The organism is Furfurilactobacillus milii (assembly GCF_009864005.1).
Classification (GTDB): Bacteria; Bacillota; Bacilli; order Lactobacillales; family Lactobacillaceae; genus Furfurilactobacillus; species Furfurilactobacillus rossiae_B.
The window spans coordinates 341,179-355,160 of record NZ_WEZQ01000005.1; the positions used below are offsets into that span (position 1 = coordinate 341,179).

At 44.5% G+C, this 13,982-nt stretch carries 12 protein-coding genes and 1 tRNA gene; 1 reads left to right on the forward strand and 12 read right to left on the reverse strand.

Features of this window, described 5'->3' with window-relative positions; translation table 11 throughout:
- Window positions 1-152: 152 nt before the first annotated feature.
- The 7 genes from GB993_RS04410 to GB993_RS04440 form a co-directional block, all read right to left on the reverse strand.
- Window positions 153-392 carry a hypothetical protein gene (locus tag GB993_RS04410; protein WP_017261800.1) on the reverse strand — a complete coding sequence of 80 codons (240 nt, stop codon included), beginning with the start codon at window positions 390-392 and terminating at the stop codon, window positions 153-155.
- 200 nt (window positions 393-592) lie between these two features.
- Window positions 593-2,011: an NAD(P)(+) transhydrogenase (Re/Si-specific) subunit beta gene (locus tag GB993_RS04415; RefSeq protein ID WP_161001402.1), complete on the reverse strand. Its 1,419-nt coding sequence runs from the start codon at window positions 2,009-2,011 to the stop codon at window positions 593-595.
- Window positions 2,008-2,322 (reverse strand): NAD(P) transhydrogenase subunit alpha part 2, encoded by a 315-nt coding sequence (locus GB993_RS04420; protein ID WP_161001403.1) that lies wholly within the window; start codon window positions 2,320-2,322, stop codon window positions 2,008-2,010. Before GB993_RS04420 ends, GB993_RS04415 begins: the two co-directional genes overlap by 4 nt.
- A gap of 5 nt (window positions 2,323-2,327) precedes the next feature.
- Window positions 2,328-3,554, reverse strand: a complete 1,227-nt coding sequence (locus tag GB993_RS04425) for an NAD(P) transhydrogenase subunit alpha (protein ID WP_161003249.1) — start codon at window positions 3,552-3,554, stop codon at window positions 2,328-2,330.
- A gap of 398 nt (window positions 3,555-3,952) precedes the next feature.
- Window positions 3,953-5,416 carry a signal recognition particle protein gene (ffh, locus tag GB993_RS04430; protein WP_161003250.1) on the reverse strand — a complete coding sequence of 488 codons (1,464 nt, stop codon included), beginning with the start codon at window positions 5,414-5,416 and terminating at the stop codon, window positions 3,953-3,955.
- Window positions 5,417-5,454: 38 nt separating this feature from the next.
- Complete coding sequence (locus GB993_RS04435; RefSeq protein WP_161003251.1) at window positions 5,455-5,802, reverse strand: putative DNA-binding protein; 348 nt, start codon at window positions 5,800-5,802, stop codon at window positions 5,455-5,457.
- Between the two features lie 92 nt (window positions 5,803-5,894).
- The gene (locus GB993_RS04440; RefSeq protein ID WP_161003252.1) at window positions 5,895-6,218 is read right to left on the reverse strand and encodes a MazG nucleotide pyrophosphohydrolase domain-containing protein; all 324 of its coding nucleotides are present in this window, start codon (window positions 6,216-6,218) and stop codon (window positions 5,895-5,897) included.
- A 132-nt stretch (window positions 6,219-6,350) separates the two neighbouring features.
- On the opposite strand from GB993_RS04440, the gene GB993_RS04445 reads away from it, so the two are divergent.
- Window positions 6,351-6,424: transfer RNA gene (locus GB993_RS04445), tRNA-Arg, on the forward strand.
- A gap of 87 nt (window positions 6,425-6,511) precedes the next feature.
- Here the strand turns inward: GB993_RS04445 and ftsY are convergent.
- The 5 genes from ftsY to plsX form a co-directional block, all read right to left on the reverse strand.
- Complete coding sequence (gene ftsY, locus GB993_RS04450; protein WP_161003253.1) at window positions 6,512-8,170, reverse strand: signal recognition particle-docking protein FtsY; 1,659 nt, start codon at window positions 8,168-8,170, stop codon at window positions 6,512-6,514.
- 27 nt (window positions 8,171-8,197) lie between these two features.
- On the reverse strand, window positions 8,198-11,755 hold the full coding sequence (gene smc / locus GB993_RS04455; protein WP_161003254.1) for a chromosome segregation protein SMC: 3,558 nt from the start codon (window positions 11,753-11,755) through the stop codon (window positions 8,198-8,200).
- An 18-nt stretch (window positions 11,756-11,773) separates the two neighbouring features.
- Window positions 11,774-12,508 carry a ribonuclease III gene (gene rnc, locus GB993_RS04460; RefSeq protein ID WP_161001409.1) on the reverse strand — a complete coding sequence of 245 codons (735 nt, stop codon included), beginning with the start codon at window positions 12,506-12,508 and terminating at the stop codon, window positions 11,774-11,776.
- A 90-nt stretch (window positions 12,509-12,598) separates the two neighbouring features.
- On the reverse strand, window positions 12,599-12,850 hold the full coding sequence (gene acpP / locus GB993_RS04465; protein WP_017261790.1) for an acyl carrier protein: 252 nt from the start codon (window positions 12,848-12,850) through the stop codon (window positions 12,599-12,601).
- A gap of 77 nt (window positions 12,851-12,927) precedes the next feature.
- A complete protein-coding gene (gene plsX, locus GB993_RS04470) occupies window positions 12,928-13,956 on the reverse strand; it encodes a phosphate acyltransferase PlsX (RefSeq protein WP_161003255.1) in 1,029 nt (342 codons plus the stop codon).
- Window positions 13,957-13,982 lie beyond the last annotated feature (26 nt).

Sequence of the window (13,982 nt, forward strand, 5' to 3'; positions counted from 1 at the left end):
TGCGCAAATTAATTTTTGCATCTAAAGCCGGGCGAGAAAGGTTGTCATTCAAAAGAACTAGTACACTTACTACCGAACTATCAATACAATGACTATACTTTAACCCTAATTAGACCATAGAGCAAGCATAAACATCTTTTATCACCAAAAACTTATACAACCGGTGTCGGTACGACTAATTTTTTCGCAATGACAACCTTGTCGTTAAGGTCATCTAATGTGGATTGATAACGGGCTGTGAAGTCCTTTACGTTTAGTTTCAACAGCACCGCATGATCGTAAACTTTCACAATTGTGCCTTTAAAATTTCTTGGCAAACCTGTGAATCGTTTGCATACCACGTGCTCGTTGACCTTAAACTGTTCAGTCGTTGAGTCCTCTGTTTCACTCATGTAAACGCCTTCCTTCGCCACCAACATAACACTCTTAAGTTATTTTGGTAACTGAAAGAACTTTTAATGAATTCAACCACAAGCGTTAACCCATTATATTGAACTGCGCCAAATTCTGTCGAAGACAATAAAAAGAACCATCTCAATGAAAGTTTATCCATCGAAATGGTCTTTCTATTCATCACGAACAATTACTCATCTTACTGGTTAATGTACTCTTTAGTCGATGCAATGATGTCAGCAAGACCCTTCTTTGCGTCGGAGAAGAACATCTGCGTGTTATCCATCGAGAACAGTGGATTTTGAACACCAGCATAACCTGTGCTCATTGACCGTTTGATAACAACCACGGACTTCGACTTATCAACATCCAGAATCGGCATCCCAGAAATGGCATTACCACTTTCGCGAGCCAATGGGTTGGTAACATCGTTTGCCCCAATAACAAGTGAAACATCAGTGTTTTCAAACATGGAATTTGCTTCTTCCATCTGTTTCATCTGGTCGTAAGGCACGTTAACATCCGCCAACAGCACATTCATATGTCCTGGCATCCGCCCAGCAACTGGGTGAATGGCGTAATTGACATTGATGCCATTGTCCGTCAACAGTTTGGCCAACTCAGCGACTTCATGTTGCGCTTGAGCAGCAGCCAACCCATAACCAGGAACGATCATGACATTGTTAGCATAAGCGAGTTGCAAGCCAATATCGTCAGCTGACGTTTCTTTAACGTTAACGGGTGTTTCATCGGCAGCAGAACTGCTGTTGCTATCGCCCGTACCGAAACCACCGGCAAGGATGTTGGCAACTGAACGGTTCATCGCATCAGCCATCTGTAAGGTCAAGATCGTCCCTGCAGCACCAACCAATGCCCCAGCAATGATCAATACTTGATTATCGATAACAAACCCGGCAAACGCAACTGCCAACCCAGTAAAGGCATTTAACAGTGAAACAACAACCGGCATATCAGCCCCACCAATTGGCAAGGTCATTAACAGACCAAAGACCAAACTGGCAATTAAGCCAAGCACCATGAACCAAACATTTGTTGGCAAACCAATCATTAACCAGGCAGCCACTAAAATAGCAATGACAACTAACACATTGACCAGACGAGCGCCTGGGAATGTAATTGGCTTACCTGGAACATGACCAGATAATTTCCCGGTCGCAATCAGCGAACCAGAGAATGTAATTCCACCAATAATAACATCTAGTAAAACTGGTAGTGAAAAGGCAACGCTCAAGTGGGTGCCGCCCGCTTTGACCGCGTAGTCGAAGATCCCAATTACAGCGGCAGCACCACCACCAACAGCGTTGAACAAACTAACCAATTGAGGCACATCCGTCATTGGCACCTTGCGTGCACGGGCAACCCCGTACCAAACACCAAGTGCTAGACCGAGAATCAATACAACCCAACCGGTACCAGTAATCTTGCCCTCAGCGATGATCGTGATCACAATCATAATCACGGCTAAGAACATCCCAACTGCAGATAAACCATTACCACGGCGAGCAGTTTTCGGTGACCGCATTAAGTGCACACCAATCACATAACAAACGGCGGAAATCAAATAAACTAAAGAAGCAACAGTCGTTAACGCACTCATTTATTCTCATCCTCCTTTGAAGCAGATTTCTTAGGACGATTAAACATACCCAGCATCCGGTCTGTAACGGTATAACCGCCAGCCACGTTAACCGCGGCGAAGAAAGCGCCTAGAAAGGCTAAAACATAAAAGATCCAACTGTTTGCTTCCGCAGCGATCACAAATGCACCGACGACAACAACCCCGTGAATGGCGTTTGCCCCAGACATCATGGGCGTTTGTAACGTTGACGGAATCTTACTCATAACTTCAAATCCAACTAACAGACTCATCACAAAGATGGCCAAGTTGGTATATAATTCCTGACTCATGACGGCTAAGCTCCTTTCGAATCATTTTTAGACGTAGATTGACCATCTTTGGCAGCCTCACTTGAAGCGCTGACAGTTTCCTCAGCAGCTTTCCGCTCTGGCAACTTCATTGCCCCACGCAGACGGTTACTAATAATTTCGCCATCCTTGGTAGCCAATAGTTCACCAATAACGTCATCGTCCACATCCAGTGTCAACTGGTCATCTTTAGTAATGTAAGTAATGACCGCTTGAACGTTCTTAGCAAACATATCGGAAGCAGCGGATGGCAACTGACTTGCCATGTCACCAGCACCAATAATTTGCGCCCCAGCGTCGGTTGTTACCGTCGTCGCAGGTTTTGAACCAGCAACGTTACCGCCAAGGTCACTAGCGGCTAAATCAACAAAGATCGTCCCAGGTTTTGCTTCATCAACGGATTTTTGAGTTACCAACAATGGTGGCTTTCGACCAGGCACTTGCGCCGTAGTAATGATGACATTATTCTCTGCAATGAAACCAGCCAATTCATCTTGTTGCTGTTGCGTTTCTTCAGGTGTTAATTGACGAGCATAACCGCCTTCACCAGCACCTGAAACAGATGTCGTCAAGAACGTGGCCCCCAGCGATTCAACTTCGCCGCGTGAGGCCGGACGGACATCATAACCCGATACAACTGCACCCAAACGTTTGGCTGTCCCAATGGCCTGCAATCCAGCGACACCGGTACCCAAAACTAGTACTTTAGCCGGTTTGGCGGTACCAGCAGCGGTAATCATCATTGGGAAGTAACGTGAGAAGCGATCTGCCGCCAATAAAGCCGCTTTGTAACCTGCAACACTGGATTGTGAACTGAGCACATCCATTGTTTGCGCACGCGAAACAGTCCGTGGCAGTAGCTCAAAAGCTAACGCACTAACCTTTTTATCAGCAAGTGCCTTCACCGTATCCTGATCAGTCAATGGTGCCAACAAGCCAATAATTGCCTGACCTGCCTTTAACTGCTGAATTGTTGCGGCGCTTGGTTTGTCAATCATGGCAATGATACTAGCCTGATTAATGGCCTCATCCCGACTAACGACCTTTGCACCAGCTTTGGTGTAGGCGTCATCTGGGTAGAACGCGTTTACCCCGGCGCCCTGTTCAATTAAAACTTCATAGTTGCTCTTAACTAACCGACTAACGATGTCAGGTGTCATTGCGACACGATTCTCGCCATCGGCTTCTTTAAGCGCAGAAACTACGATTGCCATTCAACATCCCTCCAATTTTGAAAGTGTTTTCACGTATTTAGCATAGCGCTTACACAGATCGGAAACAATGTCATATATCAAACAATGCTGAAAAATATGAAAAAAATTTTAGCGACTTTGAAAATTTTTAAACTAGAAGTGTTAGAGCTTCATTAAATAAATGCTTGAAATAGTAAATGTTTATTCAATATGGGTGATAAATCCGTCCCCTTATTTGGTCTATTAAAATCATTACCCTATGCCTAGTCGAAAATTTTTTTCATCACCAACGGTTGACTTTCGAATTAAAACACGGAATTTTTTAAAGCATCCTGAAATGAATGTTTACACGATTTTTGGACAAACAAAAAAATGACTTGCGGCCTTCAAAAAATTGGGCATTCACAAGTCATTTTCTATTAGCGACGGCGTTTGTTCTTCTTAAGCCGCTTCTTTTTATTCTTCTTTGTTTGACGGACCATTCGGTTAACCGCCATTTTGCCTAAACGACCTGACATTCCAGAACCGCTGCCCATCATGCCGCCTAAACCACCTGGCACCATTTGGTCCAACGCACCCATATTACCGTTAGACATCTGTTTCATCATCTTTTTCATTTGATCAAACTGCTTAATCATCCGGTTGACTTCTTGAACAGGTCGACCAGCCCCAGCAGCAATTCGACGGCGACGACTCGGGTTTAACACCTCGGGATGTTCACGCTCTTGTGGCGTCATCGAATACACTGTCGCACGCATGTGGGCAAGATCCTTAGGGTCAATTTGGGCATTGGCGAGCGCAGGATTGTTAGCCAATCCTGGAATCATTTTCATGATACTCTCCATGCCACCCATTTTGTTCATCTGGTCCATTTGATCGAGAAAATCGTTAAAGTCAAACGAATTTTCCCGCATCTTTTGTTCCAAATCAGCAGCTTGCTTCTCATCAGAAACTTGTTGAGCCTTTTCAATCAGGGTAAGCATATCCCCCATACCCAAGATTCGTGAGGCCATTCGGTCTGGATGGAAAGTATCCAGATCGGACATCTTTTCGCCTTCACCAACGAACTTAATTGGCTTGCCAGTCACGGCCCGAATTGACAGTGCAGCACCACCACGCGTATCACCATCCAGCTTGGTCAGGACGACACCGGTAATATCCAGTTTGTCATTAAATCCAGTCGCCGTATTGACCGCATTTTGACCGGTCATCGCATCGACAACCAGCAAAATTTCAGTTGGATTAGCTAGCTTTTTAATGTTAGCCAGTTCATCCATCAGCTGTTCATCAATTTGCAAACGACCAGCCGTATCGATAATCACGTAATCGTTTTTATCGGCTTCGGCCTTCGCCAAACCTTGGCGAACAATTTCCACGGGATCAACATCAGTCCCTAATTGGAAGACTGGAACATCAATTTGTTGAGCAACTTGTTCCAACTGATCAATCGCGGCGGGACGGTAAACATCGGCCGCAATGAATAATGGTCGAGCGTGTTGTTCAGTCTTCAACTTATTGGCTAACTTACCAGCAGTCGTGGTCTTCCCGGCCCCTTGAAGACCAACCATCATAATAATTGTTGGAATTTTTGGTGCCTTATTTAATTCTGAAGCATCAGAACCCATCGTTTTTGTGAGTTCTTCGTTCACAATTTTGACAATTTGTTGAGCTGGATTCAAACCATCCAGCACTTTACTACCCATGGCACGATCACGTACCGTTTTAACAAATGTTTTAACAACATCAAAATTAACATCAGCTTCCAACAAGGCAAGCCGAATTTCCCGCATGGTTTCACGAAGGTCACTTTCAGAGACCTTGCCCTTACCACGCAGTGTTTTCATTGCATTTTGTAATCGTTCAGTAAGCCCTTCAAAGGCCATGTGTCATTCCTCCATCGTCAGCGACTCTGAATAATTGCTTATTCAGAATCGCTTTCTGTTGTTTCAAGTCGGTCAGCTAACTGAATTAGCTGTTTGTCGCTAGGATATGCGCGTCGTACATAACCGGAAATTTCATCAGCCACCTGATTACGTTTGAGAAAATCACTAAATAGATGCAATTTTTGCTCGTAACCTTCCAGAATTTTTTCTGTTCGTTTAATATTGTCATAAACGGCTTGGCGACTTACGTCAAAGTTTTCTGCAATTTCGCCAAGAGAATAATCATCGCCGTAATATTGTTCAATATAAGCTTTTTGTTTTTCCGTCAGTAACGGTTCATAAAACTCAAATAATGAATTTATGCGATCATTTTTTGCGATTTCCATCTTTCCACGCACCCTTCATTATTCCCGATACCGTAATAGTTTAACATTTTGACTCACTAAAGAACACTGCACAGCCACGTCAATCAAAAGAATTAGTTCTTTTTGGGCGATTTGTCCGGCATCAACCGTTTATGCCCTTGCTCATCATAAACACGGTGCTGATCAATTCTTAGTTTGGCTGTTATGGCCTCACCCAAATCGACGTGTTCCATCTCAGCAATGCCCGGTAGGAAAATTGCAACATCGGCCAATTCTTCAATAATGTTGTCCTGATCTTTTTTCAAAGTAGCCTCAAATAGTTCGCTTGTTTCACTGTACAATTGTAAAAGTTCAAACCGCACATCAGTCGTGTTCCAGTTATGAGCTGCCTTATTAGCCATAATTGCCTGTTGTAGCATTGTCGTATCAATTTCCATATTATTGCCCCGCGTAAATCATCGCTTGAAATCAAAAAAATTTTTCAACAAATAGTTTACCCTTTGCACTGATAACATTGCAATTGACGAAGACAATCGAAACCACTAGTATTAGTAGTGTAATCAAGTTATGCACGAGTGGCGCAACTGGATAGCGTATTGGTCCTCGAAACCAAGGGTTGTGGGTTCGAACCCCACCTCGTGCATCGATATAAGAAAAGAAGGATTGTCGACATTGCCGGCAGTCCTTCTTTTTATTGTTTTTATAATTAACGCTTAATTTAAAAACCTGACTATTCTTTAATCAATCCTTTAAACAGTCCGTAAACGAATTCGTTTGCATCAAATGGTCGCAGATCGTTGACTTGTTCGCCCAGACCAACAAATTTAACGGGTAAATGCATTTCATTTCTGATTGCCAACACGATACCACCTTTAGCAGTACCGTCAAGCTTCGTCAATACAATACCAGTAACGGCTGTAATCTCGCCAAACGTCTTTGCTTGGTTCAACGCATTTTGACCTGTTGTGGCATCTAGCACGAGTAAGACCTCATGCGGAGCCTCAGGAATTTCACGCGTTAACACACGCTTCATTTTTGACAACTCGTTCATCAAATTAACTTTGTTTTGCAAACGACCAGCCGTATCAACCATCAAAATATCAAAGTGTTCATCTTTTGCGCGTTGCACTGCGTCAAAAACAACTGCGGCTGGGTCACTACGTTCAGGTAACGCCACTACGGGAACGCCATCGCGTTGTCCCCATACTTGTAACTGTTCAATGGCACCAGCACGAAAAGTATCGGCCGCAGCCAACAAAACTTTTTTACCTTGTTGCTTGTACATGTTAGCCATTTTCCCGACCGTTGTGGTTTTCCCAACCCCGTTGACACCAACGAAGAAGATGACGGTAGGTCCACTTTTAGCCATGTTGACGGCAATGTTTTCGTCAGCACCATCCTGATCGTATAAGTTGACTAACTTTTCTACGATCACGTTTTCAACATCCTGTTGCTTTTTCGCATTTTTCAATTTAACTTCGTCGCGAAGCTCATCGGTTATCTGAACTGCAGTATTGAAACCAACATCAGCGCCGATCAGCGTTTCTTCAAGATCATCAAAGAAATCTTCATCAACAGACCGGAAATTAGCTAAGAACGCATTTAAACGATCACCAAGCGTCTTACGCGACTTGGCTAATCCCTGATCATAAAGTTCAGCATCCGTTCGCGTATCTGTCGCTGACTCAGATGCTTCACTCGACTCAGACTCAGATACGTTATTTTCGGAGACACTGACAGATGTACTGATAACAGACTCACCCGTAACTGACTGACTGGCTTGTTCACTTTGAGACGCTAATTCAGATGCTCGTTGTTCTGATGCGCTTTTTTCAGCAGCATCTGCGCTCAGTGAAGCGGTCCGATGTGCCAATTGACGAGCCGCCGCTATCGAATTAGCGACAGACTGCCGCGCCGTCAGGCCACTTGTAACGTTGCTACTAGCAACGGCCGACTTTGCCTCAGACGGTTGGCTGTCCGTTAACGAGGAAACACTTGCAGTTGATTGTTGATGGTCTTCGTTTCTGTCTAAGTCCGCGTTTAAGCCAGATTTTTGTGCAGAAGCATCGTTGCTCTCGTCAGTTACTAATGAGGCGTCACTAGATGCCGCAGTGCTTCCTGTTACCGATTCCATCGCTTCATCCGGCTCACCGTGTTGGCTGTTAGCCGATGAAGGCGTCTGCGAATAATGGCCAGACTGGCTATCATGATCCTGACTAGGCTCAATGGAGGTTGCTATTTTAACTCGTTCAGAGTCGGAATTAGCAGCTTGAGCAGATTCTGAACCGACCGCCGATTGCGAGGCCGTTTCAGAATTTTCACTGGCCTGACCTGAGTCTTTTTTATTTTCTTCAGCGTTTCGACGACGAAAAATATCAAATAGTCCCATTTCTTCACCTTCTCAAATTTAAATTTATTATGACACAGCTTCAACATCATCGAGAGAAACCGAAACCATTTTTGAAACACCCGATTCCTGCATAGTGACCCCGTACAGCACGTTTGCGTTCACCATTGTGCCTTTGCGATGTGTAATGACAATGAATTGTGTATCACCCGCAAAATCGCGCAGATAACGGGCAAACCGCGTAACATTGGCTTCGTCCAAGGCCGCTTCTGTCTCGTCGAGAATTGCAAACGGAACGGGCCGCACGTCAAGAATCGCAAACAAGAGTGTAATCGCAGTCAAGGCTCTCTCACCGCCTGAAAGCAAACTCATTCGCTGGAACTTCTTGCCAGGTGGCTGTGCCATGATGTCGATTCCAGTCGTCAATAAGTGTTCCGGATCAGTTAGAACGAGTTGCGCCTTACCACCACCAAACATCTGGACGAAAATCTTGCTGAAAGCCTTGGCCACGTCATCAAACGCTTGTTTGAATCGCGTCTGAACTTCTCCGTCCATTTCTGTCATAGTTTCCTGTAACTGCTGTTGGCTGGTCAATAAATCTGACTGTTGGCGTGCCAAGAAATCATAACGTTCTGAAACACGCTGGTATTCGTCAATCGCGCCAATATTCACATCACCAATTTCATCCAAACCACGCTTGAGTAGCTTCAACTGCTTTCTAATCTCATTCGGATCGAGGTCATTCAAACCAGCTTGAGCATCTTCGAAACTCAATTGATAGGTTTCGCTCAACGTATTTAAATCATTATCTAACAATGTTTCCAGTCGGGATTGACGGGCACTCAAATCATTCATCTCACTCAGAGATGCACGTTGAAGCCCCTGAATCCTCGTTAACTCGGCATCGCCAGTCGTTAATTGATCACTCAATTCCGTCAAGTCAGCATTTGTTTGTTTTAACTGCTTCACAACTTGCTTAACTTCGGCCTGCGATTTGGTCAATTGAGCAGCAACTTCACTCATTGACATCCCCGAAACCGATTGGCTCGTTTGCAACGATTTCAAACGATCAGATAATGATTGCTGACGGTCAGTAAGATCCTTCAAGGATTGCACGCCCCGCTGGTAATCAGCTTCTTTAGCAGCTAATTGCGCTTTAGCAGTCGCTAACCAAGTCATCTTTTCTTGTAACTGAGTCGCTTTCGTTTCATCGTCTGCCGTTAAACTCGTCAAGTCCCGTTGTGCTTGTTCACGTTGTTCTTTGATTGTCGCCAGCTGTTGCTCAGTTGCAACTGTGTTGGACCTGTTCTTTGCTAACTGTGATTCATAATCAGCTGCATCCTGAACCTGTTGGTCACGTTCAAACTGACTAGCAGAAAGCTTTCGCTTGGCTTCCTTAATTTTATCACCGAGCAGCTCTAATTGACCTGATTGCTGCTGAACCTGAGTATCAGCATCGTTCATTTGATTTCGTAAGTCTGTCCCCGTGCTAGCCATGGCGTCGACTTGTGATTGTAAATCAGCAACATGTTGTTCCTGTTGATCCAATTTGGCCTGCATTTCTGCAATAGCCGCTGTCAGTTCATCACGTTCAGCGCGCTGGCTTAATAGACCTGCCTGAGCATTTCGATTGGCCCCACCAGTAATCGAACCACTGGCATTCATGACCTGACCATCTTGTGTGACGATTCTAAAGCGATGACCAGCGATGTTCGCAATCGCAATCGCAGCATCTAAATCAGTTGCAACAACAGTGGTTCCCAGCAAATGATCGATGACTGGCTCCAATGACTGATCAAACGTCACTAATTCCGCCGCCAAGCCGACATACCCGTTGGTGGATGAAACTGCTGACAGCTGTGCTGATGACAGTCGACGGCCATGGATGGTCGTTAATGGCAGAAAGGTTGCTCGCCCGGCTCGTTTCTGGGTCAAATAATGCACTGCATCACGGGCTGTCTGCTCATCACGAACAACTAATTGCTGTAATTGAGCTCCTAAAGCCGTTTCAATGGCCTTGACCAAATCCTTAGGTACGGTGATGAGATCCGCCACTGAACCGATTAAGCCACTAAACTTGTTTCGTTGCTTCAAAATCGCCTTAACACCTTGATAAAAACCAGCGTGCTCCTCATTCAAAGCTGCCAGACTATCCGCACGGGCCTTGGCCCGTTGTTGCACGCCTAACGCGTTGTACCAATTTTTTTGTGCTTTTTCAAAGGCTTCTGTAAGCTCATGGTACTTATCACCAGCATCCTTAAAGCTAGCACGTACTTTGTCCTGATTGGATTTACTAACACTCAGTTGAGCTGCTAATTGATCACGCTGGGCCGTTAATTGATCCAATTCTGCACGGGCTTTGCCAGCTTCATCCGAAAGGTGGGCGCGGGCCTGACCACCTTGCTCATGTTCCCGTTCCAAATAATGCAACTCATTGTGCAAGGTTGTCAGTGACTGCATTTGCTCAATGTATGCGTCTTGTAACTGACTAATTTTGCTTTCTAACGTTACTTGTTGCTGTTTGTTTTGCCCATCTTTAAGGCCTGCAACGACACTACTGGCTTCGTCAATGGCCTGTTGTTGAGTAGCAATAGCCGCCTTTAAAGTATCGTTATCAGCACTCACTTTTTGTGCATTTGTCTTTGCTTCGCTTAGTGCATGTTGCACTTCTTCCAACTGTTGCTGTTGAAAGGCTGTTTTAGTGCTGGCATTAGTCCGTTGACCCGTTAACCGCTCAACTTGCTGCGTAAGTGTTAACTGTTTGTTCTGCAAAGCATCTTTTTTGTTCAGCAATTCTGTTTGATGCTGTTTCATCTTTGCGACAGCTTGCGTTTGGTCTTTTACTTGTTGCTCATAGTCACTCACAAGCATCTTGGCCTGGGTCATTTTCTGATCGACCTCGTGCTTAGCGCGTCGATTATCCTGAATTTCAATAACCAATCTAGATTTATCCAAATCGTCAAACCGGTGCTTTTGATCAAGATAGTCCTTAGCCATGGCACTTTGCTCAGCCAACGGTTCCATCTGGCTTTCCAGTTCCGCAATAATATCATTGACCCGGTTCAAATACTCGCGAGTCGTGCCTAATTCTTTTTCAGCCTTGTCCTTATTTTGCTTGTACTTATAGACACCGGCTACTTCTTCGATAATTGTGCGGCGGTCTTCCGGTTTACTATTAAAAACGGCTTCAACACGCCCCTGACTAATAATCGAAAATGATTCTCGACCTAAGCCAGTATCCATGAATAAACTAACAACGTCACGAAGCCGACACTGATTACCATTGATCCGATACTCAGACTCCCCGTTACGAAAAAGACGCCGTGTAACGCGAACTTCAGCATAATCACTCTTTAGATAATGATCACTGTTATCAAACGTAATCGAGACTTCCGCCCGGTTAAGTGGCTTTCGGTTCGCTGCGCCGGCAAAAATCACGTCAGTCATTTTGGTTCCACGAAGATCACGCGCAGACTGCTCGCCTAAAACCCAACGGATGGCTTCAATAATATTACTTTTACCGCTTCCGTTCGGGCCGACGATACCAGTCATGCCCGGCATAAATTCAATTTTTGTCTTATCAGCAAACGATTTAAAGCCGCTGATCTCTAAGGCCTTTAATTTCATGCAACATCCATCCGTTAATTAATCGAGTTCGTCCTTACCATGCGTCACTAAGGTTTCTTGTTGACCACGAAGGCTTTGAAGTGCTTGTAACGCAGCGGCTTGTTCCGCATTTTTCTTTGATTTACCGGTGCCTTCACCAATAATCTTTTGATCTGCAGCAACGGTCATCGTAAAGTTGCGATCGTTTTCGGGGCCATCTTCACGTTTAAGCTCGTAATCAATAATGACATCGCCATCGCGTTGTAGCCATTCCTGCAATGCCGTTTTATAGTCAATCGCATGATCGAACCAGCCTGCATCAAGTTTGGGAAAAATAACCTTTGTGATAAAGGCAACAACGGCATCTTTGCCTTGGTCCAAATACAATGCGCCAATAAAGGATTCAAAAATATCACAAAGTAATGATGAGCGGTGACGGGCACCCTCTTTTTCTTCTCCGCGACCCAAACGGATGTATTGATCAAAATGGCACTCTAGTGCAAACTTGGCAAAACTAGCCTCTTGAACCATTGCCGCACGTAGCCGTGTCAACTTACCTTGTGGCATTTCTGGATACCGCTTATAAATGTACTCTGATACGGTCAATTGAAGCACCGCATCACCTAAAAATTCAATTCGCTCATAAAACTTCAAGTTTTGATGTGGATGTTCATTTACGTAGCTGGCTTGTGTAAACGCCTCGTCCAGTAGTTCCGGATGCTGAAAATGAATATCAAATCGTTTTGCTAACTCGTCTTCTAGTCCTGCAATCAATGTGAACGCTCCTTAAGTCCTATTGTGACAATGCATTTTTACATAAACTGACTGTTTAAAAAAACCGCCTGTGAGGCGGCTTTACCAAACTTAGTCAGTTTTTTCCTGATGATCATAAATGTAATCGACCACTTGACCAATGGTCGTCAATTTTTCGGCATCATCATCCGAAATTTCGGCGCCAAAAGTATCTTCTAGTTCCATGATAAATTCAACGAAATCAATGGAATCAGCATCTAAATCAGTTCGAAAGTTAAGGTCATTAGTAATCTTGTCCTTGCTAACTTCAAACCGGTCTTCAATAATTTTAGAGATTTTATCAAAAATTTCCTGTTTAGTCATGTTTAACCTAGTTTCTCATAAGTGTTTTACAGTCATTTAGTCTATCGTTTTAGGGGCGAAATGTCTACCTCTCGAAGCTACTTTTCAGTGTTATCCGCGTTCGTTTGGTCCGCCGAAGTATCAAAATAGTCAATTGTTTGTTCAATTAATCCGCTAGCAATAATCTGATGAATCTGACCCATTGTATTGCGAACGGTTTCTGCTTTCGAAGAACCATGAGTTTTGATTACTGCACCTTTCAAACCGAGCAACACTGCCCCACCATGCTTGGAATAATCCATGACTTGACCAACTTGGTGAAACGCATTACGACTCAATACATAGCCCATTTTAGCTTTGGTAGAGGCCATGATTTTTGAACGAATCAACGTCATCATGGACAGTGCTGTTCCCTCAATGGCCTTTAACGTAGCATTTCCAGTAAAACCATCTGTCACAACAACGTCAGCCGCGCCATTTAACAATTCGCGAGATTCCACATTACCAATAAAATTAATGTTTGTCATTTCTGACAATCGTTGGTATGCCTCACGATGCGCCTTGTCACCCTTATCCGATTCGGTACCGTTGTTCAGTAAACCAACGCGAGGTGTTTTGATACCCATCACGGTTTGACCGTAAAAATTGCCTAACACAGCAAATTGTTCAATGTTGGTAACCTTATAATCAGCGTTAGCACCAACGTCTAACATGGTGAAACTACCAGTAGCATCCCCAGTGACAACTGGCAACGTAGTCGTTAAGCCTGGTCGATCGATTCCTTTGACACGACCAATAATAAACAATCCCGCGGCAAGGACAGCACCCGTATTGCCAGCAGAGAAAAATGCATCTGCCGTATGTTCCTTAACGGCAGTTGCGGCTAACACGATGGATGAATCCTTTTTCGTCCGCACCGCGCGCACCGGCTCATCTTCCATCGCAATGACGGAATTTGCGGGCACAACAGTAATACGATCATCGTTTTGAACCAACGCTTTAATTCGCTCTTCCGGTCCAAAGAGTTGAAAGGACATGTCAGGATATTTGTCCCGAGCCAACTCAACACCTTTGACAATCTCTTCTGGGGCATTATCGCCGCCCATTGCATCTACAGCAACTTTCACAGTTCTACCTTCGCTTTCTAAACCCG